20 protein-coding genes are annotated in these 25,158 nt (G+C 55.8%); 7 read left to right on the top strand and 13 right to left on the bottom strand.

The window, feature by feature from the left end:
• Nucleotides 1–369: 369 nt before the first annotated feature.
• Nucleotides 370–915, top strand: coding sequence for a hypothetical protein (locus B3M32_RS06055; protein WP_290744227.1), 546 nt, complete (start codon nucleotides 370–372; stop codon nucleotides 913–915).
• Here the strand turns inward: B3M32_RS06055 and B3M32_RS06050 are convergent.
• The 5 genes from B3M32_RS06050 to pgk form a co-directional block, all read right to left on the bottom strand.
• Nucleotides 893–1,795: an HAD-IIA family hydrolase gene (locus B3M32_RS06050; RefSeq protein WP_290744225.1), complete on the bottom strand. Its 903-nt coding sequence runs from the start codon at nucleotides 1,793–1,795 to the stop codon at nucleotides 893–895. The genes B3M32_RS06055 and B3M32_RS06050 overlap by 23 nt on opposite strands.
• Before the next feature lie 6 nt (nucleotides 1,796–1,801).
• On the bottom strand, nucleotides 1,802–3,067 hold the full coding sequence (locus B3M32_RS06045) for a hypothetical protein (RefSeq protein WP_290744223.1): 1,266 nt from the start codon (nucleotides 3,065–3,067) through the stop codon (nucleotides 1,802–1,804).
• Nucleotides 3,060–3,722: a hypothetical protein gene (locus B3M32_RS06040; RefSeq protein WP_290744221.1), complete on the bottom strand. Its 663-nt coding sequence runs from the start codon at nucleotides 3,720–3,722 to the stop codon at nucleotides 3,060–3,062. The genes B3M32_RS06045 and B3M32_RS06040 overlap by 8 nt, the downstream gene beginning before the upstream one ends.
• Nucleotides 3,723–3,823: 101 nt before the next feature.
• Complete coding sequence (locus B3M32_RS06035) at nucleotides 3,824–4,735, bottom strand: aspartoacylase (RefSeq protein WP_290744219.1); 912 nt, start codon at nucleotides 4,733–4,735, stop codon at nucleotides 3,824–3,826.
• Nucleotides 4,736–4,875: 140 nt separating this feature from the next.
• Complete coding sequence (pgk, locus tag B3M32_RS06030) at nucleotides 4,876–6,132, bottom strand: phosphoglycerate kinase (RefSeq protein WP_290744217.1); 1,257 nt, start codon at nucleotides 6,130–6,132, stop codon at nucleotides 4,876–4,878.
• A gap of 206 nt (nucleotides 6,133–6,338) precedes the next feature.
• Here pgk and B3M32_RS06025 point away from each other — a divergent pair, with 206 nt between their 5' ends.
• Together B3M32_RS06025 and B3M32_RS06020 are read left to right on the top strand one after the other, a co-directional pair.
• Nucleotides 6,339–7,442: a hypothetical protein gene (locus B3M32_RS06025; protein WP_290744215.1), complete on the top strand. Its 1,104-nt coding sequence runs from the start codon at nucleotides 6,339–6,341 to the stop codon at nucleotides 7,440–7,442.
• Nucleotides 7,436–7,801 carry a dihydroneopterin aldolase gene (locus tag B3M32_RS06020; RefSeq protein ID WP_290744213.1) on the top strand — a complete coding sequence of 122 codons (366 nt, stop codon included), beginning with the start codon at nucleotides 7,436–7,438 and terminating at the stop codon, nucleotides 7,799–7,801. The genes B3M32_RS06025 and B3M32_RS06020 overlap by 7 nt, the downstream gene beginning before the upstream one ends.
• Before the next feature lie 8 nt (nucleotides 7,802–7,809).
• On the opposite strand, the gene B3M32_RS06015 is transcribed toward B3M32_RS06020, so the two are convergent.
• On the bottom strand, nucleotides 7,810–9,333 hold the full coding sequence (locus B3M32_RS06015) for a YifB family Mg chelatase-like AAA ATPase (protein ID WP_290744212.1): 1,524 nt from the start codon (nucleotides 9,331–9,333) through the stop codon (nucleotides 7,810–7,812).
• Nucleotides 9,334–9,342: 9 nt separating this feature from the next.
• Complete coding sequence (locus B3M32_RS06010) at nucleotides 9,343–9,693, bottom strand: SpoVG family protein (protein WP_290744210.1); 351 nt, start codon at nucleotides 9,691–9,693, stop codon at nucleotides 9,343–9,345.
• 203 nt (nucleotides 9,694–9,896) lie between these two features.
• Here B3M32_RS06010 and B3M32_RS06005 point away from each other — a divergent pair, with 203 nt between their 5' ends.
• Nucleotides 9,897–10,448, top strand: a complete 552-nt coding sequence (locus B3M32_RS06005; protein ID WP_290744208.1) for a carbohydrate-binding family 9-like protein — start codon at nucleotides 9,897–9,899, stop codon at nucleotides 10,446–10,448.
• Nucleotide 10,449: 1 nt separating this feature from the next.
• On the opposite strand, the gene B3M32_RS06000 is transcribed toward B3M32_RS06005, so the two are convergent.
• A complete protein-coding gene (locus B3M32_RS06000; protein ID WP_290744206.1) occupies nucleotides 10,450–11,205 on the bottom strand; it encodes an acyl-[acyl-carrier-protein] thioesterase in 756 nt (251 codons plus the stop codon).
• A gap of 35 nt (nucleotides 11,206–11,240) precedes the next feature.
• On the opposite strand from B3M32_RS06000, the gene B3M32_RS05995 reads away from it, so the two are divergent.
• Nucleotides 11,241–11,792 (top strand): pseudouridine synthase, encoded by a 552-nt coding sequence (locus tag B3M32_RS05995; protein WP_290744204.1) that lies wholly within the window; start codon nucleotides 11,241–11,243, stop codon nucleotides 11,790–11,792.
• Here the strand turns inward: B3M32_RS05995 and B3M32_RS05990 are convergent.
• The 4 genes from B3M32_RS05990 to B3M32_RS05975 all read right to left on the bottom strand — a co-directional run bounded on the left by B3M32_RS05990 (nucleotide 11,785) and on the right by B3M32_RS05975 (nucleotide 16,159).
• A complete protein-coding gene (locus tag B3M32_RS05990) occupies nucleotides 11,785–12,990 on the bottom strand; it encodes a hypothetical protein (protein ID WP_290744202.1) in 1,206 nt (401 codons plus the stop codon). The genes B3M32_RS05995 and B3M32_RS05990 overlap by 8 nt on opposite strands.
• Nucleotides 12,987–13,841 (bottom strand): DUF4423 domain-containing protein, encoded by an 855-nt coding sequence (locus B3M32_RS05985; protein ID WP_290744200.1) that lies wholly within the window; start codon nucleotides 13,839–13,841, stop codon nucleotides 12,987–12,989. Before B3M32_RS05985 ends, B3M32_RS05990 begins: the two co-directional genes overlap by 4 nt.
• Before the next feature lie 142 nt (nucleotides 13,842–13,983).
• Nucleotides 13,984–14,520, bottom strand: a complete 537-nt coding sequence (locus B3M32_RS05980) for a hypothetical protein (RefSeq protein ID WP_290744198.1) — start codon at nucleotides 14,518–14,520, stop codon at nucleotides 13,984–13,986.
• A gap of 1 nt (nucleotide 14,521) precedes the next feature.
• Complete coding sequence (locus B3M32_RS05975; RefSeq protein ID WP_290744197.1) at nucleotides 14,522–16,159, bottom strand: fumarate hydratase; 1,638 nt, start codon at nucleotides 16,157–16,159, stop codon at nucleotides 14,522–14,524.
• A 268-nt stretch (nucleotides 16,160–16,427) separates the two neighbouring features.
• Here B3M32_RS05975 and B3M32_RS05970 point away from each other — a divergent pair, with 268 nt between their 5' ends.
• Nucleotides 16,428–17,120 (top strand): hypothetical protein, encoded by a 693-nt coding sequence (locus B3M32_RS05970; RefSeq protein ID WP_290744196.1) that lies wholly within the window; start codon nucleotides 16,428–16,430, stop codon nucleotides 17,118–17,120.
• Between the two features lie 102 nt (nucleotides 17,121–17,222).
• On the opposite strand, the gene B3M32_RS05965 is transcribed toward B3M32_RS05970, so the two are convergent.
• A complete protein-coding gene (locus B3M32_RS05965) occupies nucleotides 17,223–18,410 on the bottom strand; it encodes a hypothetical protein (RefSeq protein ID WP_290744195.1) in 1,188 nt (395 codons plus the stop codon).
• 119 nt (nucleotides 18,411–18,529) lie between these two features.
• On the opposite strand from B3M32_RS05965, the gene B3M32_RS05960 reads away from it, so the two are divergent.
• Nucleotides 18,530–25,120: a glycoside hydrolase family 9 protein gene (locus B3M32_RS05960; RefSeq protein ID WP_290744194.1), complete on the top strand. Its 6,591-nt coding sequence runs from the start codon at nucleotides 18,530–18,532 to the stop codon at nucleotides 25,118–25,120.
• The last annotated feature ends 38 nt before the right edge of the window (nucleotides 25,121–25,158 follow it).

The following is a 25,158-nucleotide window of genomic DNA, read 5'->3' as shown; positions in this document are numbered from 1 at the left end:
TGTCCAACTTTTTGGGGTCGGTTCAACGCCTAGGGGGACACCCCCTAAAACCCCCGCCCATGCGTCATCCTGAGCGGAACGCAGTGGAGTCGAAGGATCCAGACCCGAATGTCACCCTGGAGGGCTGCAAGCCCGATAGGGTCCACTAGGCATGCTTTATTCGGCGTAAAGAACTCCTCGTTCAGAATTTCTCCGATTGTCGGTGTCTTGATGTGCTTGCTCATAAAAATCTCCTAGTGATTTTATATTACACCTATTTCACGTGTATATGTAAAGCGGGTAATTTTTTAAGGAGACTTTGAAGGCGTCCCTATCCTTAAAACGGAGAAAGGTGGCAAAATGAGCCGAAAATTTTTCTATCATTGTCGCATGCATTTCCGCAAAAACGTTTCCCTTTTCGCCACCATCGCCCTTTGCGCGACAACCGCATTGCATGCCGATGACCGTTCCATGTGGCAAAAGTTCAAGGACTTCTTTTCCCCCTCGCCAACCGTTGTCGGCGAAGGCCCAGAGTACGACGAACTTCGCGAACTGGACAAGAAAATCGGAACGCTCGAAGGCAAGTATTCCCGCGAACGCCGCGCCAACAACAAGAAGTACATCCGCGAAGAACTCGACAAACTTAAGCTAAAGCGCGAAAAGCTCGCCAAGCAAATCGAGGAAAAGGAGAAGGTCCAGAAAGACGCGAAGTCCGCAGCTGTCTCATCGAGCGCCACATCGTCGTCAACGGCGGTCCCCGCAAAGCCGGCATGCGCCCACGACACCGTATTCGTTCACGACACGGTCACGGTCCATGATACTTTATACGTAATCGTTTCAGGTAAGCCCGGCGAGCAGCAGGCACCCGCGGCTGCGCCCGCAGATTCCGCAGCCAAGCCCGCAACAGATTCCGCTACGGTTCCAGGTAATAAGTAGGCCTCACGCCCAGCAGTTTCTCGTCGGCATCCAGTTCTGCCGCCGGCTCATTGCGCCCGACAACAAGCGCGCTGTCAAAACCCGCGACATACGCGCCGTACACATCCGTCCCGAGCGTATCGCCAATCATAACCGCCTTCGCGCCCGCGGGCAAGGTCGCGCGGACCTTCTGCCATATTCCGGGGAATGGCTTGCCGAAATATTCCGCAGCGCAGCCCGTCTCCCGGCGCAGGCGTTCACAAAGTTCGCCCGAAACAGGCGCGCGAGTTCCGTCAATCCGCGGGGCCCACGCATCCGGGTTCAAGACAAGCAGCAACGCTCCGGGCCGGCGCAAGATAGATACGGCCTGCGCGTACATCTCGTCCGTCGCCGTCGAAGAAGAAATCGCCACCACGGGCGAAGCCGGATTCTCCACGGCAGCAATCCCGCATTCGGCAAGCACGTTCACGCCCGTCGCTCGCCCGATATAAAAGACCTCTCGGCCAGCCGCAAAAGGCGAGCCACCCGCAGGCAGGCCCGACAGCCAGCCCTTCAGCAGGCTACCGGAAGAAATCGCTTCTGCGACGGTGAAATCGAACCCGCGGGCATCCGCCTCGTCCGCGAGGGCCTGGTCCAGGTTCGAAGCCGCATTCGTGACCAGACGGATTTGCTTCCCCGCACGTCTCAGCGCGGCAAACCACTCCTTCGCACCCGGGTACACGAAATCGCCCCGGTTGTACAGCGTGCCGTAACCATCAAAGCAAAATGCATCGTAGCGGTCGATAATGTCGGCCAGACAAACTTTGCGCGGGGGATTTGTCGGCAATGCGCGGAGCACGCCGCAGGATTCCTCGACAATCGCCCTGTATCGCCTATATATATCCTGTTCAAGGGGAAGCATGACTACCTAACGCCGCATTACGCCAAACGTATGGGACGTCTCGTTCACTACCTGGTCATTACGGTACACGACCTTGCCATCATACTCAATCGACAGGAGGATGCTCATAAGATAAGCGCCCGTAGCCACGCGGCGACGCTTCCCGTCCATCATATTCCAGCGGAGCGAAAGCCTTGTCGGGGAATATTTTATGCGAGGGTCGTTTCCATTCACGGTAGCCTTCGTCCCGACCACGTACGAACCGAGGTTCGTGTAGATTTTCACGTTGAACCGGACAACCAGTTTCGACATGTCTACGGCCGCCTTTTCGTTCATGCCCAAAACATCCTTCAGGGCATTCTCGAATTCCGGACCGGCCACGTCGAGCGAGACTCTCCAAACGGAATCCTCGACTTCCTCGGCGGCATCCGCGAATTCCACCTGGAAAACCGGCAGGTTCTTTATCTGCTGGCGGTCCACCGCCAACACCGGGTATTTCGCAGCGAACGGATAAAATCCCTGTACCGGGAAAAACTTCAACGCGTTCGACACCACGTTCTTTAAGGTATCACGGGCACATCCGCTCAACAGGCGGATAGAATCCCTTGTCGAAATCCGTTCTGCCTCCAGCAAGTTTTCAGGGAGTTCCACGACCGCTTCCGTCATCCAATAGTTCCAATGAACGGAGCTGGTGGGCAACACGCGAGCCGTCTCGTCATCTTCGCTCTTGAATTCCAGGAAGGTGTTGCACCCTTCGATAAGTTCGATGTTTTCCGTGAAGACCAGGGAAAGCGAGTCGGTCCCCTTGCCCCTGTAACTTTTCAGGTGGGCAAAAGATATCGTCGGCGCCATGCCGTCCCGAATATTGACATCGTATTCCACGGAGTCCGACACGTACAGATGGGCATTGCCATACGCCGTACCGGCATAATCCATTCGGGACCGGCCAGTAAGCATCAGGAATCCCTTCTGCCGCTGTTCCAAATTCACATGGACAAGACGCGAATTGGCGGAATCGATTTCCATCTGGCTTCCCGGAACGACATAGCGTCTTCTGATACCGGACGTATCAAGCCAGTCAAAAACAAGGCTGTCGACCATTTCAGAAAGGTATTCCGGCGTCAGCGTGCCCAAAAAACGAATCTCGACACGGTCCATGCGGCCATCGCCATCGGTATCGCGGAAAAAGTTCTGCTTGGAACTCGGCGGAATCGGGCTCTGGATAAAATCCGCAAACGCCCCGCCGCAGAGCAGGGTTATCGCGAACAAAAATGTCATCCAGTCCTTACGCATCACTCCTTAATATACCATAATCACGTCCCTCGATGGGGATTACCAGCTGCATTTTAGACAAGGTTTTGATGTGTTTTTCAAAAACCGCCTTAAAATCTTCGCCCAGGACCTCCTCATCGTCATTATCGAGGTTGTAGGCGATGTAACTTCCATCGGCAAAAATACTGATACAGCAGTCCCAGGTGATGTCGCCTTCCTGTTCTTCCTGATCGTCATCCCTGTCCTGGCTTTCGAGCATGAGCATCGGACGCGGGGCGGGAATCGGTTCGGCATGGCCGTTTTCGTAAACGAAATAATTACGGCTGATCAGTTCGTGTTCCAGCGCCATCGTGGATGGTTCGCGTTCAAATTCCCCGCGCAGGCGGCGGATGTTGCCGAGGTCGTCTTCGTACGGATCCTCGAAATCCTTGGGCAGCACAATCTGGTAGTAGTCGAACTGCTTGCCGCTGGCAGCGTAGTTGTCCTGCCAGGACTGCGGCGGTTCAGGACGAATCGTCAAGAAGTCCTCGAAGGAATCGAGGATATCCGAAAGGCGGGATTCCCAGGGCAGGGTCCTTTCACGTTCGATCAGTTCCATGAAGTTCTGTAGCCGTTCCTCGCCGGGAATCATGGAAAGTTCTTCGCCCGGCACGCCACTCATATCAAATTCGTTCATATTTTTCATTCCAAGTCAAACATTCTTTTCTGGATCCTTCGACTTCGAGGCTTCGCCTCGGAGTTTACCCTGAGCTTGTCGAATGGGCTCAGGAAGACTCATTACCACATTTCCACGCTCTTCACGGTCAGGCTCATCGCGATGTCCTTCTCGTAATACGCGGGTTCGTTGATGAAGATAGGCCACACGCTCTCGCGACCGTCCGCCTCGCCTTCGTACAAAATGTCCTTCCCGTCAAACGTGCGGAACAGCTTGTCGCCCTTCCGGAGTTCGCGATAGTCTCTCCCCAGCAAGTCCGGGTGGATCATCGCCTCGATGGGAGCGCCCGTCCACGCCTTCGGGTAACCGAGGTCGCGCAACTGCGTATAGACCTTCACCGGAATCGGGGGCCGTTTCTGCAGTTCACCGCGGTTCCATTCGTCCGCAAGTTCCAGGTAACGCTTCACCAGCTTTTCCGTGCGCTCAAACAAACGGGCATCCAGCGTGCCATGCTGCTGCGGGCCAATCTCGATGCACACGTCCGCCTTCGCCACGGTGCCGAAGTACGGTGACGCGCTGCGTTCTTCCGGCTGGTAGTAAATCCAGGCGTCGTCGAATTCCTGCGTCAGCACGGCGGAAGCCTTCATCGTGAACGGGTCACGCGCCGAAAGAATCAGGCACAGTCCCATGTTCGAGCCCGTATTGTGGACATCGAGAATCAAGTCGGTCTTGGTATCCGGTCCCTTCGGTCCATAAATGCGGTTCAGTTCACGCGCCCTGCGGAATTCGTACTGTTGCGGTTCTGCAGACACGTCGAGGCAGGTCTGCGAAAAAGCCCTGTTCATGTCAAAATCGCGATAACGCCGGTTGAGGCGCACCGCCTCCGGATTCGCAAACACAAGTTCCACACGCGCGCTCTTGCAAAGCGACTCGTAGCAGGTGGGATTTTCCATCCATTTCTTTACTAGACATACGCCCGTACGTTCGTTCCCGTGCGTTCCGCCGGAAACGACAATGTTATCAATCAAGCTCATGTAGATTATTATAGAAAATTTACAAGCGAGCTACGTACTCAACGACGTAATAAACATGGAACTTGCGTAATTCGCCTAAAAACAAAAACTCCGCAAAGAATATTGCGGAGTCTTTATAAAAACCAGGAATTTAATCCGAATTACTTGTCAGTAAGCACTGCTACACCAGGCAAGGTTTTTCCCTCAAGAAGCTCGAGAGAAGCGCCACCACCCGTAGAGGTGTGGGTCACCTTCTTGTCGGCGCCGTACTTCTTGGCAGCCGTAGCGGTATCGCCACCACCGATCACGGTGATTGCGCCGGCAGCGGTAGCTTCGACGATAGCGTCGGCCATAGCCTTGGTAGCCTTTTCGAAAGCTTCGAATTCGAACACGCCTGCAGGGCCGTTCCAGACGATGGTCTTGGCGGACTTGATAGCGTTCACGAAGAGTTTGGTGGATTCAGCGCCCACATCGAGGCCCATCCAGCCAGCCGGAATGCCTTCGGCGTCAGTGACAGCCTTCGTGGCAGCGTCGGCAGCGAACTTGTCGGCAGCGATGTAGTCGACCGGGAGGATGATTTCCTTGCCGGCAGCCTTGGCCTTGGCCATCAGATCCGGAACGAGCTTGGCGCCTTCTTCGTCAAACAGGGAAGAACCGATTTCGATGTTGTTCAGGACCTTCTTGAAGGTGAAAGCCATGCCACCGCCGATGATGATCTTGTCGGCCTTGTCGAGGAGGTTGTTGATGAGCTGGATCTTGTCGGCGACCTTTGCACCGCCGAGGATGGCGAGGAACGGACGCGGAGGATTGTTGAGCACCTGGTCGAATGCCTTGAGTTCCTTGTTCATGAGGAAACCGGCAGCGCGCTGCGGAAGTTCAACACCAGTCATGGAGGAGTGGTCGCGGTGAGCGGTACCGAAAGCATCGTTCACATAGACGTCAGCGAGCTTGGTGAGGCTTGCGCGGAATGCCTTCACGGCTTCCTTGTCGGCCTTTTCCTTAGTTTCGGTGCCATCGGCGTTCTTGATCTTGCGCTTGCCTTCTTCTTCGATGTGGAAGCGGAGGTTTTCGAGGAGGATGATTTCACCCGGCTTGATAGCGGCGCAGGCAGCTTCGACTTCCGGACCCACGCAGTCGGAGAGGAACTTCACCGGCTTCTTGATGAGTTCTTCGAGCTTCTTTGCAACCGGAGCGAGGGTGTACTTCATGTTCTTTTCGCCATTCGGACGGCCGAGGTGGGAAGCGAGCACGACGGCTGCACCGTGATCGAGAGCGTACTGGATGGTCGGGAGGGCGGCTTCGATACGCTTGGTGTTGGTGATTTCGCCAGTCACCTTGTCCTGCGGAACGTTGAAGTCAACACGGATGAACACGCGCTTGCCGGCGAGTTCGAGATCTTCGATAGAGAGCTTTGCCATTATGGATTCCTCTTTTAGGGTTAAAATTTACGGGCTAAAAATTAGCATTTTTCGCAGAAAAACACAATAAAACATCATCCGAGCGATATTAATGTTTGCGACCGGGCAAATTTCGCCCCTCAAAATAGCCAAATTCCTTATTTTTTTTTTCATTTCGCTTTTTTTTTATATATTTCCTAGAAAATTAGTCCATTCGGAGTAATATAATGAAGCGTTCTTTTTTGATGGCAATTTGCCTTTCCATGACCACCGCGTTCGCCGGGGCCTATGATATTGATGAATTTTCCGCCCAGGACGTAGGTACACCCGACGACTATATCACCGCCGAATTCGGTGGCGAACTCAAGGTCGCTCCGGCAGATGAGGTCAGTTCTCTCCAGGAGGGCCGGTTGGTCGTCCGCCAGAAGTTCGTAGACCCGTTTGGTGAAGACGAAACGACATACCAGCTGTACCAGGGAAGCAAGGGCGACATGGACGGCCTTACCCCGCTCGCTGTTCCCGAGGGAACCGACTACAGCGCCGTGGTCAAGACCAAGATTTACCAGCGTCGCGGCATGAGCGCCGAGGACGATTTCGAAAAGGTATACTTCGACGGAAAGAACGTCTACATCCCGGGCAAGACCTCTGCCATCGTATTTATTGGCGGCTCCCCCGTCGAACTGAAGGCCGCGGCCCCCGTTGCCGAAGAACCGGAAGAAGAGGAAGAACCGGTAGCCGCAGCCGCTCCGGAAGTTCCGAGCAGCAACGGCGAAGAGTGCGACGAATACGATCCGGATTGCGAAGACGAAGAAGAAGAGGAATATGATGTCGCCGGCGACATGGACGAGACGAACAGGGAAGCCGACAGGCGTAGGTACGCCGCCAGCGACGCTGCCGACGATGCCAGCGAAAACGCCACCGACCGTTTCGGCATTGCTGACGAAGTCCGCTTCTGGAGCGCCGTTGCCCTTTCTGTCGTTTCTGCCACCAGTGCCGTGCTCGGCGTCTTGGAACACATGGAAGCCAACAAGGCTGGCGACGCCTATGACGAACTTTACGACACCTACGACAAGATCCTGAACGGATACCAGAAAGAAGGTTCCGACGAATGGGTACCCGGTGTCGCCGAACGTTGTAACTACGACGCCTCTTGCGTAGCGGCCATGAGCTACTACGACCTGACTCAGGGGTCCGGTTACAGCCTCAAGTCCCTCGAATCCCGCATGAGCACGAACAAGAAGACTCGTGACTCTCACGCCACCGCCCGTAACATCTGGTTCGGTGTCACCGGCGTGACCCTGACTGCGGCAATCGTCCTCTTCGTATGGTAATCGAAGCCGGCAAAATCAGCATCAAGGACCTGCAGTTCGACTGCATTATCGGCACGCTCCCCTACGAAAGGGAAAATGAACAGCCGATTATACTGAACGTAAGCCTCTGGTTGGATTTTGCCCTGGCTGCCCGGAACGAGGATCTGGCCCATTCCATAGACTATGCACAATTGGCGGATGACTTGATTCAGTTCATCCGCCTTTCGCAGTTCCAGCTCGAAGAAACTCTCGTCATGGAAACCGGCAAGCACATTCTGGACAATTATCCCAAGACGCAGATGGTCGAAGTCAGCGTCAGCAAGCCCTGCGCGATTTCCAACTGCGCCGGGGCGGAATCGACTATCAGGATTCGCCGCTAAGGCTACCGCTAGCGGTAGGCCCTATAGCGCAACGCTTCAGAAATATCGTCGATATTGACTTTTTCGCTTTTCCGCAGGTCGGCTATCGTGCGGGCGACTTTCAGCAGGCGGTAATACCCGCGGGCGCTCAGCGCCATTTTTTCGGCCGCGGCAATGGCGAACCGCTCTACGGAGTCCGACATCATCGCGAACTTGTGCGCATTCTTCGAAGACATTTCGGCATTCGACTTCACGGAAGTTCCGGCGAATCTTTCCCGCTGGATGTTCCTTGCCGCACAGACCCGCTTGCGGATGGCGGCCGACGACTCCCCCTTCGGGTTCCCGGCAAACATTCGCGTATCTACGGGAGGCACGCTGACCTGGATGTCGATGCGGTCCAGCAGCGGTCCGGAAATCTTGTCGCGGTACCGTTTTTTCGCTTCGGGCAGGCATGTGCAGACATGTTTCGGATCCATGGCGAAACCGCAAGGGCAGGGATTCATCGCCGCCCCCATCATGAACCGCGCCGGCCAAACGACAGTGCCGCTCGCCCGGCTCACCGATATGGAGCCTTCTTCCATGGGCTCGCGCAAGGCTTCCAGCACGCCGCGGTTGAATTCCGGCAGTTCATCCAAGAACAGGACGCCGTTGTGCGCAAGGCTCGCCTCGCCGGGGGCGAGGCGCGATCCGCCGCCCACCAGCGACACCATCGATGCGGAATGGTGGGGCGTGCGGAAGGGCCGGACCACCACCGGCCGGAACTCCCCCGCATCCCCGGCCCGCCTTGCGCACGAATGGATCCGCGTCGTCTCGAGAATTTCCTGCTCCGTCATTTCCGGCAAGATTCCCGGCAGGCATCTTGCACACAAAGTCTTGCCGGCGCCCGGCGACCCCACGAGTAAAAAGTTGTGGGCGCCCGCCGCAGCAATTTCAAGCGCCCTCTTCACCCCTTCCATCCCCACCACATTTTCGAAATCCGGAATTTCGTTCTGTTCCGCATCGACAAAGTGTTTCATGCCTTCGGCAACGCTCACGCCGGATTCTCCCCCGGCTTCCAGATGCTCCACGCACTCCTTCAATGAATCCGCACAAATGAACCGAAGACCTTCCACAAGCGATGCCTCTTGCGCATTCCCCCTGGGAATCACGAGAACGCCACCGTCCCTTGCAAGGCTCATCGCAATGGAAAGAACCCCTCTAACCGGCTTCAACAAACCGTCCAGAGACAACTCGCCCACAAAGACATACTTATCCAGACAAGAGATGGACAACTCGCCTGTAGATACCAGCAGCCCTATCGCTAGCGGAAGGTCCAGAGCGCTCCCCTCCTTGCGCAAATCCGCCGGCGACAGGTTCACCGTAGTACGGAAACCTGTCACCACTTTTCCAATGGAACGTATCGCGGAGACAACACGTTCCCTGGATTCCCTCACCGCGTTGTCGGGAAGCCCAACCAGCGTAAACCCCGGTAATCCCTGGGAAGCATCGACTTCGACACTCACGGGGACAGCCTTTATCCCAAACAGACAGTAAGAACGGATGCGCTTGAACAAGGGATACCTCTACACGGCAGCCAAAGAAGACTGGTACTTTTCAATTACGCAGTTCTCGATATGTTCCTTGAGCTGGCGCGTAATCGGGCAGCAGATGCTGCGGAAATCTTCGCCCTTGTAGAACGGGTCGTTCGGATAACCGACAAACATTCCGTACTCGCCCTCCATCACGCGAAGACCGCGAATCACGATCTGGTCGTTCAAGACGATCTGGGCCATGCCCTTCATGTGTCCAAGGTTCGGGCCTTCCTTAAAAGGCCACACCGAGACCTGCGTCACCGCAAGGCAGTCAAAGGCGGACGTCGCCGCCGTATCTTTTTCGATTGTATTTTTTTCTGTTGTGTTTTTCTTTTCAGCCATAAGGCCTCCTATCTTTGAGAAAACCCGGGACGGCTCCAGTTAGCCGCTCATCTCGGGGCATTTACCTTAGGCAAAAGCCGTGCCAATCCGCCACAGCCGTTTTTTGACAAATTATGCGGTTTTACCGTAGCAGGCATGTTCAAAAGTGTCCAAAAATGTCCGACGCCTGTACACCGCAAAACGGATTCAACTATATTAAAGCCATGCTCTTGAAACCGAACATGAACTGGGCCGCAAACCAGGGAATCGCACTCCCTACGGTCATGGCCACCATTACCGCCTCCAACGAATTTTTACAGGTTGATTTTTCCGTCGAAGAACCTATCGACTGTTTCCGTGCCGAAGTCATGGAAGACGGCGGCCACAGCTGGGAAGATTCCTGCATCGAAATATTTTTGCAGAATCCGGCGAATCCGGCCGAGTACTACAACTTCGAAACGACTAGCCGCGGCTACCTGTTGGCGGCCCGCGGTACAGACCGCAATAATAGAACCGACCTGGACAGCGCGCAACTGGCCCAGGTCCAACGTTCAAAACAGCTCGCGAGCGTCATCGGGGATTTCGTATGCTGGGGCATGAGCGTCCGCATTCCGGCAAGCCTGTTCGGGCTCACCTCGTTCGAAGGCGTACAGCTGCGCGGCAACCTCTACAAGTGCGCCGACAAGGCAAAGACTCCGCACTACCTGAGCGCATTCCCGATAGAAACAGAAAAGCCGGATTTTCACCGGCCTGAATTCTTCGATATCCTGGTTTAGGCTACTTCATCTTGATTTTCATCTCGAAAACCTGGCGGCCTTCGTCGTCCTCGATTTTCATGTAGGTCGCGCCCATCTTGTCGGCACGGAAAACCTTGACTTCCTGGCCCTCGTGCGTCTCGCCCATAAAGTGGACTTCGAGCATCGACGGGATGCACAGTTCCAAATCCGAGGAACTGAACACGTTCAGCGAAAGCTTCACGTACTCGATATTGTTCATGTGGTGAGACATGTCGATGTGCTGGGGCAACACCTTCTGGCGGTAGACCTCCACGTATTCCGCGGGTTCTACCGGGAACTTCGTGAACTTGCTGTCCATAAACGGCTCCGGAGCGCCTTCCATCGGGAAATCCACCGCAGAAAGCTTTACGGGGCGGTGACGGTCCAGGTCGAGGCAACATGCCTCCTGCACGGCGAGAATAATCGGTTCGCCCTCCAGCGTCGTGACGGCGGTGTTTTCGTACGTGCGGATGGGGGCGTTATCGGCAGGGAACGACGTGGTGACCACCTTGTCGCGCCAGAACGGACGCTGGAAGAACTTGAATTTCGCCTTGTAGATAACCCAGTAGGCGCCCTTCTCCTTCACGCAGAAGTTGTCCTGCTTGATGGCACCGAAATTCTCGGTGAAGTTGTCCTGTACCATGAGTACCGTCTGCGCGATGCCCATCTTTCCGGACACGTCGATATAGGCCGAGGTGATGGTCCTCTGCTTTTGGAATACAAGCGGATTTTTTGCAAGAGCATAAATGTCGATCATGCCCTTAATATATATTATTTTTTACCTTTACGGCAATGTCTACCGTCATTCTGTTCAACAAGCCCTTCGGCGTACTGAGCCAATTCACGCCCGAAGCAGGGCACCAGGCCCTAGACCAATTCGGGCTCCCGCCAGGAGTCTATGCGGCGGGCAGGCTCGACCACGACAGCGAAGGGGCCTTGTTGCTTACAGACAACGGAACGCTAATCAAGAAGTTGCTCGATCCGAAATTCGAACATCCGCGCACCTATCTTGCGCAAGTCGAAGGGACCATCACCGAAGAAGCCGTGCGAAAGCTGGAAAGGGGCGTCGACATCAAGGGTTACCATACCAAGCCCTGCAAGGCAGAAATCGCCGAAGAACCCGACTGGCTCTGGCCACGCAATCCGCCGGTACGGTTCCGCGCGAACATTCCCACAAGCTGGGTCCGCCTCACGCTTATCGAAGGCAAGAACAGGCAGGTTCGCCACATGACAGCCGCAGTCGGATTCCCGACGCTCCGGCTCATCCGCGTGCAAATAGGAAAAATTCCCCTAGGCGGATTAAGGCCAGGGGAATGGAGTGTGGTTACGAATAAAGTTATTTGACGATAAAATCGCTGGGCTTGACACCGTAAAGCACCACGTCGTCTATCCAGATTTCCGTGTCATCGTAAACGGCAATCGAAATGGTCGTCACCGACTTGCTGATGACCTCCCAGCCGAGGTTACCGTACTTGTCGTCGCGGGGCTTGAAATCCGAAGGCCTTATGCAGTAACGGGTCCATTCGTCGGCAGTCTTGAGGGTATCGTAGGCAAGAGTCTTGCCCTCGGTATTTTCCGAGCCCAATGTTTCAAATATTACCGAGACGACCCCGGTTCCGCGGGCATAGTAAACGATGGAATCCGTCGCGGACAAGTCGCACGGGGATTCCTCCTCGCACACCCAGATTCCATAGAAAGACCAGAAGCCATGCCCTGCAGAAGATTCCCAATGAAGGGCCTTGCCTTCGCGACCTGCCCCGGCATCTACGATAAACTCTGCAATATCCTCGCGAACCTCCGGAATGAGTTCCACCGCCGGAGTCGTCTTCACGCTCGTATCCGTAGAAGACATGTAGCCTTTCGCACTCAAGCCGTATTCCATGATCGAGAACTGCTCTTCCGCAGATTCAAAGTCGAGCACCTGGATAGAATCCGGTTCGAACGCAAGGACGTTCGCATGAGTCTCCTCGCCGGCGTCGACCGATGTGGATTGTTCCACGACGCTGTCCCCCACGACAAAGCGCAAACCATATCCATCATACGGCGGCAGCGAATCCATCTCGTAGAACCCGTCGCCATCGGTCTTGACAAGGCGATCCGTTCCGTACACCTGTACCCACGCAAAGTCTACACCCTTCGGCAAGTAAACCTTACCGCGCAGGCTTCCCGTCTTTTCCATGGCGAACTGGACAGAATCCCCTTTCTGGATATCTGCGGCATGGATTTTTTTGAACAGGCCCTCGCCCTCTTCCACAATCTCAATCGTCGCTTCTTCTACGGCCAGGCTGTCTACGCGGATACAGCCCTGGGCATCCGTCACGTATTCCGCATAGAATCCCGCACCCGTCGAATCACCCGGGATATCGCGGACAAATTTTGCGGAGCGGACGCGGGCCACGACATTAGCAGCAGGCAGGGAATCCCCATGGACAATGCGGATCAGGTACGCGTTTTCCGTCTCGACCGTGCTGATGCCCGCCACTTCCTTGTCGGAGCAGGCACAGAGCGCGAGGACCATCAAAAGCAGGAGCAATTTTTTCATCTTTTCACCCCCACCTTTTTAGTCTGCGCACCCTTGGACAACTCGGCGACCGGATAGAAGGCGAACACGAACTGCATCGCCCTGTCGACATTCTTCACCTCGGCCACACGCTTCTGAACCTGGCGTCTGAATTCAAGCGTCATCTCGTTCAATTCTGTAAAGCAGTCTTCGTCGACACCAACGAGCAACGACGAAATATTCCTCTTCGCCGGATCCACGGACACCAGCGCATTCTGCGCCAATGCCAAAAGCTGATTCTGGTAGCTGCGGATAGCGGCCGTCTTCGTGGGGGAACCCGCCGACGTAAAGTTGGCCGTCGTCGCGGCATAGCGCTCCGAAGCGAGCGGGGTTATAAGCTTCAAGTCTTTCAGGACCGTTATGGCTTCGCGCACCTGGTCTTCCGAAACAGCCGGCGAAATCTGTTTTACCAGGCGCGAGACCTCGGCATGGCCCCCGTTCATCTCGATAAGGGCACGCACCACGGGGATCCACCACTTGCTCAAGAAAAGGTATTCGCTGGCACTGAACTTGCGCAAATCCACGTCCTGGAGAGAAAGCGCCATCTTGTAGAGTTTCTCCTTTTTCACCTGCGACTTCGCCTTGGCCGCAGCCACCAGGATTTCGAAAATCTCGCCACTGCGTCCCTTCAGGTCCAGCAAATCCTTCGCCAGGGGAATGCTGTGGTTGGGCAAGTGAAGTTCCTTGTTCAGCACGCGGAAAATCTGGCTTGTCTCGAGACCGAGCTTCTGCCCCATAATCTTGTACGAATACAACGGCATATCCAGCTTACGCTGGGTATAGTAGTTCTTGAGCAGATCGCGGTAGTCACTGATTTCGTTGATGTTCAGCATAGTCTTAAAATAACCTATTCTACCCGAAAAAAGCCCCAAAATGGCAACTTGCCATTGAAAAAAATACAATGGGGCACCCCTAAAAGGCAAAAATTCCCCCGGGAAAGCCCCGGGGGAATAGAAATTGTTCCTGTCTTAAGCGCTAGTCTTCGGATTTTTCCGACTCGGACTTGTCCGAACCGGACTTTTTGGCCTTGGACGTATCGCAATGCGACATGATGTATTCTGGCAACTTCTGGAGCGACATGGAAATCGTCTTGGTCCCGCGGAACAGGACCTGGTCCGAATCTTCCCCGCCATCAGCCGGGAATTCCGATTCCGAGAAGCTGTATTCTTTATTCACCGCTTCGACGACCTTCTTCGCCGCATCCGTGTTTTCCTTGAAAGAAATCTCGACCGTGATGCCCATGGAGGCAGTCCAGGCGTCCACCTGGCCCGAAAGCACGTTCGACACGACAAGCGAGGAATCTTCCGTGACGCGGTCGCACTTGAAAGAGGTCCCCATGGCGGTCAGGTCGATTTCGGCACCGGTAGAATCCTCGACCGCAGCCGCATTGAAAGATTCATCGGCAGGCGGAAGCAGGATAGGGTTTACAGAAGACGAAGAATCGTCGCTACAGGCGGCAAAGAAAAACGCAAGAACCGCAGACGCAAAAAACAATCTTGACTTTGCAATCATATTACAGCAGGTCCTTGAAGAAATCGTTGCCCTTGTCGTCGACGAGGATGAACGCCGGGAAGTCCTTGATGGTGATCTTGCGGATGGCTTCCATGCCGAGTTCCGGGAAGGCGACGATGTCGTTGCTCAGGATGTTCTGTTCGGCGAGGATGGCAGCCGGGCCGCCGATGGAGCCGAGGTAGAAGCCGCCGTACTTGTGGCAGGCATCCGTCACGTCCTGGCTGCGGTTGCCCTTCGCGACCATGATCATCGAGGCGCCCTTGCTCTGGAAGCGCATCACGTACGGGTCCATGCGGCCGGCGGTCGTCGGGCCGAAGCTTCCGGTGGGCATGCCTTCCGGAGTCTTGGCCGGACCGGCGTAGTAAATCGGGTGGTTGCTGACGACTTCGAGCACGGTCTTCTCGATATCGGTGAGGGCCTCGCCCTTTTCCTGCTTGTCGAAGATTTCGGCAATCTTGGCGTGAGCCATGTCGCGGGCCACGATCATCGTACCCTTGAGGTTCAGGCGGGTCTTGACCGGGTACTTGGTGAGTTCGGCGAGCACGTCCTTCATCGGGCGGTCGAGGTCGATTTCCACGGCCGGGGCCATGTTCACGGCGTCACCCTTCGGCAGGTACTGTTCCGGATGGTGTTCCATCTTCTCGAGCCAGAGGCCGTTCTCGTCAATCTTCGCCTTGATGTTGCGGTCGGCAGAGCAGCTGACGCCGATGGAGACCGGGCAACTAGCCGCGTGGCGCGGGCAGCGGATTACGCGCACGTCGTGCACAAAGTACTTGCCGCCGAACTGGGCGCCGATGCCCGTCTTCTGGCAGATGTGCAGAACCTTTTCTTCCATCTCCACGTCGCGGAACATGCGTCCGCCTTCGCTACCGGTGGTCGGAAGGTCGTCCAGGTAGCCGCAGCTCGCAAGCTTCACGGTGTGGGTGTTCATTTCGGCAGAAGTACCGCCAATCACGATGGCCAGGTGGTACGGCGGGCAGGCCGCAGTGCCGAGCGTCTTCACCTTGTCGCTGATGAACTTTTCAAGGGACTTCGGGTTGAGGAGCGCCTTGGTCATGGGCCAGTAGTAGGTCTTGTTGGCAGAGCCACCGCCCTTCGCGACGAACAGGAACTTGAGGTCGGCGCCCTCTTCGGCATGGATGTCGATCTGGGCCGGGAGGTTGCAAGCCGTGTTCTTCTCTTCGTACATGGTGAGGGGGGCAATCTGGCTGTAGCGCAGGTTCTTGCCGGTGTAGGCATTGTAGATACCTTCCGAAATAGCCTTCGCGTCGTCAGCGCCGGTCCAGACCTGCTGGCCCTTGTGGCAAATACAGATGGCGGTACCGGTGTCCTGGCAGAACGGGAGGATTCCCTTGGCGGCCACGCAGGCGTTCTTCAAAAGCGTGAGGGCGACGAACTTGTCGTTGTCGGAAGCTTCCGGGTCCTGGAGGATCTTCGCCACCTTCTGGGTGTGGGCCGGGCGGAGCCTGAAGCTCACTTCCTCGAATGCCGCCTGGGAGAGTCTGGTGAGCGCCTCGGGGGCGACCTTCAAAATCTTCTTGCCTTCGAATTCGGCGACGGAAATGCCTTCTTTGCCGAGGTTCACGTATTCAGTCTTGTCTTCGCCGTGCTGCACGGTCGCTTCGTATTTGAATGCCATAGTTAGTAGTCTGGTTTGAGGTTAATGTTTTTCGCCTACAAAATTACAATTTCTATTGCCCAACGTCTTCTATTTTCCGTCCGAAATTCCCCGACCGCATGGAGCGGTACGAGGACGGGTTCCCCGTTTTTTTGCAAAAAAAGCCGATAAAGCGTCAAATAGCAGAGTTTTTTTAACTTTTTTTAACTTTTCCAAGCCAAAAGGGGACAAGAAGTATTATTTTTTGAGCATTGAATTTAAAACTAATCACTTCAAAAAGGATCAAACTATGATGAAGAAGATTTTGCTTGCTACCGCAGTTGCCGCTGCCGTTGCCTTCGCTGCACCGGCCGCCAAGGCTGCCAAGGCAGCTCCGGCCGCCAAGGCCGCTCCCGCTGCTGCCGCTGCTGAAGCCCCGAAGGCTGAAGCTGCTGCACCTGCTGCCGAAGCCCCGAAGGCCGAAGCTCCTGCTGCCGCCCCGGCCGAAGCCGCCAAGGCCGAAGCTCCTGCCGCTGCACCTGCTGCAGCCCCTGCCGAAGCCCCGAAGGCCGAAGCCGCTGCCGCTCCTGCCGAAGCCCCGAAGGCTGAAGCCGCTGCCGCTCCTGCTGAAGCTCCCGCTGCTGCCGCCGCCCCGGCCGACTCTGCTGCCGCTCCGGCTGCCGAAGCCGCTGCTGCCCCGGCTGACTCTGCTGCCGCTCCGGCCGAAGCCGCTGTAGCCGCCGAACCTGCCAAGGACAGCGCAGAAGTGCTCGAAACCAAGAAGGAAGAAGCTCCGGTTGATTCCGCCGCTCTCGCCAAGGCCGAAGCCGACAAGAAGGCTGCTGAAGCTGCCGCCAAGGCCGAAGCTGAAGAACAGGCTTCCGAAGGTGAAAATCAGGGTGTGAACGCCAAGACCACCATCATGGAAAATCCGTGGGAATTCCTCATCGTGTCTGCCGCGTTCATCGCATCCGTTCTCGTGATTATCTTCACTGGGGACTAATCCAGTCTTTTAGACCATTAGAAAAAAGAACGTCCGGTTTCAGCCGGACGTTCTTTTTTTGTTTCAAGACTTTATCGTTACAGGATCTTGTCAATCCCGGAGCTAGTACGTTACGTAGCAGTATACGTTCATCGAGGCCTGCACCGTAATCTTGGTGCCGGCTGCGGAACCGGCGGTACAATTCTTGGGAGAGATGTTCAGGGAATAGTCGATTGTGAATTCTTCTTCGTCGATAATCAGCTTCACGCCGTTGCCGTCAGTATTGCAGACCATCTGGCAGTTGACAGCGTTAGACGGGTACTGTGCGACAATGGTCTGGCTCCCCGGGAATACCTTTGTAGAGTCCACGTTGGTATGGGCAATCACGACGTCCACCTGGTTGGGGTCCGTGACGCTCACCCTTTCGCATGCGAAGGTCTCGGTAGTCTTGTCTTCGTTCGTGACGGCCACGGAGACTTCGAGGTTCTTCTTGTGCATGGCGCTTGTCGCCGTTGCCGAGGCGGTAGCTCCGGTGCCATTGACTTCGGCGCCTTCGGTGGTCGAAGTCCAGGCGTAGCCGGTAATGGGGGATTCGGAGGTGGCCTCGACGGTCCAGGTAACGACATCGCCGGCTTTCGCGCTTGTGGTGCTAGCCTTGCACGAAGAGATAACGATCGGGTCGCCCTGCACCTGCAAGGGAGAGCATTCCACCTCGTTACCGTCAACAGACAGCTTGGCGGTTACCGTTCCCGAAGTCTTATAGGTCACATTGACCGTATTCAGGCCGTTTCCCTGGAGGGTTTTCCCGTCACTGAACGTCCAAATGTACGGAGCGAGAATCTGGTCAAAGACATCTCCCTGCGAGCGCAAAAATTCCCAAGTAGCCATGCTATCACGTGCAATTACGGAATTCTTCGGCTGGCAGGAACCATTGACAACGTTGTTAGGATTGTTCAGGATTTCGTCGGAGCTCACCGTTTCGGTTTTCTTCGAAGACGAAGACGGAACAGTCTGCTGGGAATGTGCGCTGCTGCTCACCGAATTGGGCATCTGAACAGAAGAACTGTTCGGATTCTGGGAACCTTGGGCAGAACTCTGGACTCCGCTCCCCTGACTCGTACCCGATTCTACAGGACTGCTGTTCGCCGAATCACCCGACGACAGGTCCGCGCTCATGCTGGAGGTTTCCCCCGGTATCGGCGAAACATCGTCCGGTTCCGACGCAGAATCAGATCCACAGCCCGTCAAGGAGACATTTCCACATAAAAAGCCCCCAAAAACGGCCATAACAAATTTTCTGTACGTTTTCATATTCTTGAATATAAAAAAAATAATCGTTTTTTGTTCTAATTCTTTTATTACAGTTAGATAATTGTCAAAAAATATGTCTATTTTTATAATGTATAGACATCACTGTATAAGGAGTCTCTATGCCTTTCTTTGTCGTGCCCTTTTTAGCACTTGCCGTAATGGCATTTGCTGTTGAGCAGGAACAACCTACGCCGTACGACCTCATTAGGCCAGTATACCCTATGACATGGGACACCATCCCCACTGACGATGGTGGTACAGTAGAAAGTTTCAGCAGTTTCCTTCCGAACCCCAAAAAGAGGAACCCCGTTCCCAAGGTCGGAACGGTCCCCCAGTCGTTTGCTCCCAACGCATTCATTCCCGATACGCTGAACCAGGCCTTCCATGATGCTCTCGACATGCGCATCAGCCGCATCAGAGTCAACCAGGCAGGCTATCTCACCGACGACCCGGAAAAACAGTTCTATTACATCTCCAGCGGGAACTGCGCAGAAAAGTTCTCCGTAGTCGACCTGAACGGGAACGTGGTTGCCGACGGCGGTACATTTTCTTCTACCGGACAGAAAACGCATTCTTCCCTGACGATTACGGCAGGAACCGATGCCGCTACCAACAACAAGAACCGCTATACGGTCGGTAAGAACGGACCGGAAGGAACCGTCTGTATCGGTAGCCTCATCCAGATGGGCAGCCTCCCGACAGAGCAGCGCCTGCGCATCAAGGTCGGAAAGTCCTATTCCGCCACATTCATTATCAGTGACCGCGTCTACTCCATGGTCCGCGACGCCGTCATCAAGTTCTACGGAATCAACCGTAGCGGCAACTCTGAATCATGGTTCCACCCCCCTAGCCATACCAAGGACGGCGGTGGCAAGGTCGTCAACAATATCACCGAAGGCGCCCCGACTGCGGGAATTTCCCTCAAGGAAGGCGATTTGCAGGGCGGCTGGTACGACTGCGGCGACCACCTGAAGGAATCCTACACGCAAGCGTACGCCTTCATGGTGCTGGCGGTGATGGCTGCCAGCAACCCGGACCGCGACGAAGACAATTACGGGTACAACCACGGCGTCACGGTCAATACCGACGGTATTCCGGACATCTTGCGCGAAGCAAAGCACGGTGCCGACTACTTCCTGAGATCTTACAGGGCCGCCGGCGGTGTCATCGACAACATGGCGGTTTCCATCGGTAACTTCGGCGCCGACCACGGCTGGTGGGGCAGACCGGAAAACCAGGACGCTCTCCCCCCCGACCTGACCGGACGCGGCGGCCCCCACGAACGTGACGTCCGTCTCGGAGAACTCGGAGCCAACGTCTCCAGCGAAATCGCGGCCGGCCTCGCCATCCTCGGCAAGATGTATGCCGAATACAATGACAAGCCGTTTGCCGATTCCTGTAAAATGGTCGCCAAGGCCCTGTACGAATTCGCGAAGAATATCGCAACGGGCAAGACTTACACCAACAACAAGATTGCAGGAGCCTGGGGAACCCCCGCCTATAACGGAGGAAACTCCTACCTTGACGACATCAGCGTTGCCGCCATCGCGCTCCACTACGGCACATACCCCGATTCCGGCATGAAATACCTGGAAGACGCTGTCGAAGACCCCGTGCTGGGAGCCGGCAAGGTCAGCGAAGGTGTCTTCCGCGGCGGATGGTTCGCCAGCAGCCGAGACAACCGCAAAGAAAACAACACCGACTGGGCCAGTGTCCAGACCTACGCCCTTTACGCTTTCTACAAGTTGCTCCTGAAAGACGACAGCACCGCTACGGCCTATGGCATACCTAAGAACGAAAGACTCTGGTACGCCGAAAACGTCGCCTACACGATGGCCTCCAACGTATCTTCCCGTTCGAGCGAAGGCTCTCACTCCGTCAGCGTACCGCACTGGACCGACGGGACAAAGAACGTTACCGCCAGCACGCTCTGGTACCAGATGCAGACGCAATCCACCTGGATTTACAACCGTTACCAGGCGGGCAACACCTTCGATATCTTTGCCTATGCCGACGTGACCAAGGACCTGGAAGGCATCACGCTGCCCCAGAAGGGCGCACAGAACTGGCATTCCGCCGAAATGAAACAGCTCGGCATCAACCAGCTGAACTACATCCTGGGCGTCAACCCGTGGGATCTTTCGTTCCTGATGGGTGTCGGTGACAAGAACCACCACCATCCCCACCACAGAGCATCGAACCCCGAAGGCAAGAACATGCCCGGTGCCGGCTACAAGTACAAGCCCCCTGTAGGCGCTATCTTCGGCGCGGTGAACCCGGAAACCGAACTGGACTGGACTCCCGGCGGAGAAAACGTCAGCCCGGTCGGCCTCGCGTTCGACCCCGACGGACCGAGAAGCTGGGAAAACTATTTCCACTCGGAAACCTGTATTGACGGTACGGCCATGTTCCTCGCCGCCTGCGCCGTCGCCATCAAGGACGAAGACAGGAACAGGGCCCCTTCGAACATCAATGTCGAAATCCGCTATGTCGGATACGACTCTGCCATCGTGAAAATCTCGCAGGACATCCGTGGCCCCGCGATGATCCTCTACAGCACCAACGAAACGGGTCCGTTCAACATTGTCGTCAAGGATTCCGTCCCGGCCGTCGAGCACGAAATCCACATGACATCGCTGAATAACGGCACAACCTACTTCTTCAAGGTCGTCGCCATCAATGCCCGCAGCGAAGCCTACGCGACCAAGTGGTTGGTAGACAGCACCTCTACACCGTTCTCCTTCACCACGTTGCTGAGTCCTCCGGGAGATGCCGACATCCAGAACGTGAAGGTATGTAACCTTACTAGCGATTCCGCCGAAATCATGTGGTACACGCCGAACGGACAGTACGAATCCAAGGTCTACTGGGATACCGTACTGACCAGCAAAGACCAGATGAAATGCCCGACCACGCCTAACGGCAATTGCGATATCGTCGGGAACGCCGACGTATCGGGAATCCCGACAAAGTTCCATTATGTCAAGATAGGCAAGCTCAAGGAACAGACGACTTATTACTACTGCGTCGAAAGCAACGGCACATCTCGCTGCGTTGACAACGACGGAGTCCCGCTCAAGTTCACGACTCCCGTGACATCGTACGACTTCGACGTCCGTGCCTACCAGTACGAATTTACCGGTCTCGACTTCATGAACCTGAACATCATCAACAACGAAGACCGCGCATTCGACAGCCTGACACTCCGCCTGTACGTTACGGCCAAGCCCGAAGACGTCATGCCGACACCCGGCGAAAACAACATGCCCGGTTCCTGCCCCCTGCTTATCGACGAGGACATCTGCCAGGCGTACGACGAGGCTGGCTTCAACAAGCCCTGTAGGGATACCGACGGCAACCTGGCCGACGACATGATCCGCTACAACCTGCGCCATTCCGTCCCTGTCCGCCTCGACGACACCTACGATGCCGCGACAGGCACATACGGCTGGTACTTCCCCATTCCTCTCGGCGGAACCGAAATCAAGTCTTCTTCCCGTATGCGTATCGACCTCGCCTTCTCTAAAGGCCTTTACCAGAACGGCGGTTGCGAGACGCTCCGCACCACGGCCAACAAGCGCATGACCGACCAGTCCGGAGACTGGAGCTGGGCTCCGCACGATCGCAACGTGGACGGCGCCGACTACGAAGGCATGCCCATTCTGGAAAAGGACTTTGGCGACGGGGACCTCGCCCCGATCAACCCCTACATCGTGGTATACCGCAAGGACGAGTTCATCTCGGGATTCAGCCCCTCTTATCAGGAAATGACGACGAAGCGAGCCCACTACGAAATTACCGTCACCCTGGACAAGCCTTTCGATCTCGCCAACGGATCCTATATCCAGCTGGATTCCACCATCAGCACCATGCACGTCACTGGTAACGCCTACATCACCGAAAGCGGCCATGTCAACGCCATCTGGGTGAACGGCGTGGCACTCAGCGCAGATCAGCTCGAAAGCGCAGCCAAATACGACCCGACTTCCGGCCTGTACATGCTGGATATCCCCGTGAAGATGTCCATCGGAACGAACAAGGTCGACTTGACGATCTTCGCCGGCCCGGATCCCAAGTGCTCCGAATGTCAGGAGAACGGCGGCTGCGCCTTCGTGAACCGTACCTACTACGTGCAGTTCAGCAAGGGTGACCGTACCGTCGGCCAGCTGCAGCTTGTCAAGTCGGACAACAACTCCGTCACGAGCCCCGTTACCGAGAATCCCATGCGGTTCAAGATTGTCGTTAGCGACAAGGACAACAAGGGCAACCAGTCCGTTACGGTGATGTTGCACAACTCTCGCACCAAGGACTCTACGGCCGTCACGCTCCTCAGGACAGACGAGACCCTGGGATACTTCGAAAGTTCCTGGCTGTCGACCTCGACAAGCGCCGACGCCAGCCTCCCCAACGTACCCCTGCTCGGTGGCGATACCATCTGGGCAGTCTATATCGACGCCGAAGACCCGGAAGACTCCACGGCGCAGTACTTCTATTCCAACCCGACAACGCCTATGCCGCAGGTGGCCACCATGCAGGACCTCAACTGCAATTCCACCGCCGACGCACTGGAAATCACGTTCACGGGCAACGAATTCGACGGCAGCCAGGTCAAGCTGGACAGCGTCCTCGTTTCCATGGATTCTGTGGGCAACATCCCTGCCACCAGCTTCATCGTGAAGCCCAGTTCTACCATAACGGGAGCCAAGGCGACGCTAACGCTGGACGAAAGCGTCGTCCCGAGCACATCGGCTCCTAGCGGCAAGATTACGATCTACATGACCGAAAGGGGCGTCACCAAGACAGCGGAGAAGGCCATCACCGACGGCATCGCTCCCAAGCTGACCTCCGTCGCCATCCTGGAAAACGAAGGCCATGCGAGCCCGCAGGACACCCTCAAGATTTCGTTCTCCGAACCGGTCGATCTCGCCTCCAAGACGGCCTGGCCGTTGCGCGTCGTCAACAGCGGCGCCGAAGTCGACCAGTCGACCATCACCGTCATCAGCGCCAAGTCTACCGACAACGGCAAGAACTGGCAGTACGTAATCGAAGGCAATACGAACGGGGACATTGTCAAGATGAACTACAAGGCAGAAATCGCCAGCGGGTTCATCGTCAAGGACTTCTCTTCGAACGAACTGTCGACTTGCAACGGCCCTGTCACCATTATCGAATCGGTAAAGCCGGTTCCCGTAAAGTACGCCTATATCGGCGACACCGAGGGCGACGGCCAGCCCGACTTTATCTACATCGAGCTCACGAAGGTCCTCCGCCAGAAAGACATCTTCGACACCATCGACGTCTACTGGGGCGACCCCGAAGTATACAGGGCGTTCGCCATTCCTGCCACTGGCTGGGATATGGACACCGTCCCGAGCGACACCGTAAACAAGATCAAGACGCAGCTGAATCCGGCTAAGGACACTTACATCACCAGGTCTTCTACGACCTGCGCGACCAAGGAAGTGGCCGATACCACCTGGATTACCTCGGATTCCGTGGATACCGACGGCAAGCCCATAAAGGTTGTCGGTTCCATTTCTACGAAGACTGTTGAAGACAAGAGCAACTGCACCACGACCGTCGACTCCACCCTCATTCCGGGTATCGACACCATCGGCACAGAGACTGTCGTGAACAACGCTTCCGTCATCCGGATTCCTATCGCCAGGGGCACCTTCGAAAATATGACGAGTGGCTCCAAGAACGGCAACGGCATGGTTCTCCCCCGCCAGGGACCGCTCGGCGGATTCTTCGACGACAACGACGCCACGCTGTTCGACAAGTGTCCTCCTGTGATTATCGACGCCAAGATCGACACCATCAGCGTATTCTCGAAGCTCACCATCACGGCCTCGGAACCGCTTGTCGAAGAGACTTCCGGGCTGAACTTCATCGAACGCAAGCGCGGTGGTGTCGCCATGGTATACCTCGACAGCACGGTAACCAAGAAGATCAACGGAAAGCAGCAGATCTACACCTACAACTCCGACATCAACGAAGCCGTGCAGGCTGGCGACTCCGTCAAGCTCGTCGTGTTCAGCAAGCTCGGCCGCCTCAAGGATATCGCCGGCAACTATCCTCTCGACGAGAACCCGTGGAAGATAGTCTCCGGTGCAGCCGGCAAGACCAAGTTCGAAGTTACTATGAAGAAGGGCGTGACTGTCGCGACCGGAAACGAACATGCCTACGGAGCCTACATTCCTGCCGCAGACGAAGCCTTCCGCATCAACGTGAAGAAGGGCAGCCAGGAATCCATCCTGAAGCTGGACAACGGTCGCTTCGGCTCTGCATTGGGCTTTGTCGGCCCCGACTATATGAAGTCCGGCCCCACGTTCGACGTCAACATCACGCTCCCCACGGCCGGCATCAAGGATTCTACGGGAGACTTTGCCTATGACATCAGCGTGAAGTTCAGCATCGACCTGTTCGACAACCTCGGCCAATACATCAACAGCCAGGAATTCGAGATCGACGCAGAGACCGTCCGCAACGTCATTTCGGAAGACGGGATTATCCACCTGTCCCTGGAATGGCTCGTCCACGACGGCGAAGCCCCGGTATCCAAGAAGAACAGGAAAATCAGTACTGGAGCCTTCATAGCCAAGTTCAACTTCAAGGCATCCGAGACGAGCAAGAAGACACGGCAAACGACGTCGACTTCCGACGATACGACCAAGACGTTCGGCTTCAAGCGCGCCAAGAAGAAATAAGGAACCGGTCGTAAAAGCTTACAAGCAGAAGCCCGCCG

The sequence above is a fragment of the Fibrobacter sp. UBA4309 genome (genome assembly GCF_002395745.1).
Taxonomy (GTDB): Bacteria; Fibrobacterota; Fibrobacteria; order Fibrobacterales; family Fibrobacteraceae; genus Fibrobacter.
The sequence above is the reverse complement of the archived record's forward strand: the minus strand, read 5'-3'. Positions and strand labels throughout refer to the sequence as shown.

What these genes read in the sequence shown, in the direction of transcription:
- B3M32_RS05975 (WP_290744197.1), bottom strand. Translation starts at nt 16,159, where the DNA reads ATGGCATTCAAATACGAAGCGACCGTGCAGCACGGCGAAGACAAGACT.
- B3M32_RS06005 (WP_290744208.1), top strand. Translation starts at nt 9,897, where the DNA reads ATGCTCTTGAAACCGAACATGAACTGGGCCGCAAACCAGGGAATCGCA.
- B3M32_RS06045 (WP_290744223.1), bottom strand. Translation starts at nt 3,067, where the DNA reads ATGCGTAAGGACTGGATGACATTTTTGTTCGCGATAACCCTGCTCTGC.
- B3M32_RS06000 (WP_290744206.1), bottom strand. Translation starts at nt 11,205, where the DNA reads ATGATCGACATTTATGCTCTTGCAAAAAATCCGCTTGTATTCCAAAAG.
- B3M32_RS05990 (WP_290744202.1), bottom strand. Translation starts at nt 12,990, where the DNA reads ATGAAAAAATTGCTCCTGCTTTTGATGGTCCTCGCGCTCTGTGCCTGC.
- B3M32_RS05960 (WP_290744194.1), top strand. Translation starts at nt 18,530, where the DNA reads ATGCCTTTCTTTGTCGTGCCCTTTTTAGCACTTGCCGTAATGGCATTT.
- B3M32_RS06040 (WP_290744221.1), bottom strand. Translation starts at nt 3,722, where the DNA reads ATGAACGAATTTGATATGAGTGGCGTGCCGGGCGAAGAACTTTCCATG.
- B3M32_RS05995 (WP_290744204.1), top strand. Translation starts at nt 11,241, where the DNA reads ATGTCTACCGTCATTCTGTTCAACAAGCCCTTCGGCGTACTGAGCCAA.
- B3M32_RS05985 (WP_290744200.1), bottom strand. Translation starts at nt 13,841, where the DNA reads ATGCTGAACATCAACGAAATCAGTGACTACCGCGATCTGCTCAAGAAC.
- B3M32_RS05980 (WP_290744198.1), bottom strand. Translation starts at nt 14,520, where the DNA reads ATGATTGCAAAGTCAAGATTGTTTTTTGCGTCTGCGGTTCTTGCGTTT.
- B3M32_RS05970 (WP_290744196.1), top strand. Translation starts at nt 16,428, where the DNA reads ATGATGAAGAAGATTTTGCTTGCTACCGCAGTTGCCGCTGCCGTTGCC.
- B3M32_RS06035 (WP_290744219.1), bottom strand. Translation starts at nt 4,735, where the DNA reads ATGAGCTTGATTGATAACATTGTCGTTTCCGGCGGAACGCACGGGAAC.
- B3M32_RS06050 (WP_290744225.1), bottom strand. Translation starts at nt 1,795, where the DNA reads ATGCTTCCCCTTGAACAGGATATATATAGGCGATACAGGGCGATTGTC.
- B3M32_RS06055 (WP_290744227.1), top strand. Translation starts at nt 370, where the DNA reads ATGCATTTCCGCAAAAACGTTTCCCTTTTCGCCACCATCGCCCTTTGC.
- B3M32_RS06025 (WP_290744215.1), top strand. Translation starts at nt 6,339, where the DNA reads ATGAAGCGTTCTTTTTTGATGGCAATTTGCCTTTCCATGACCACCGCG.
- B3M32_RS06020 (WP_290744213.1), top strand. Translation starts at nt 7,436, where the DNA reads ATGGTAATCGAAGCCGGCAAAATCAGCATCAAGGACCTGCAGTTCGAC.
- B3M32_RS05965 (WP_290744195.1), bottom strand. Translation starts at nt 18,410, where the DNA reads ATGAAAACGTACAGAAAATTTGTTATGGCCGTTTTTGGGGGCTTTTTA.
- pgk (WP_290744217.1), bottom strand. Translation starts at nt 6,132, where the DNA reads ATGGCAAAGCTCTCTATCGAAGATCTCGAACTCGCCGGCAAGCGCGTG.
- B3M32_RS06010 (WP_290744210.1), bottom strand. Translation starts at nt 9,693, where the DNA reads ATGGCTGAAAAGAAAAACACAACAGAAAAAAATACAATCGAAAAAGAT.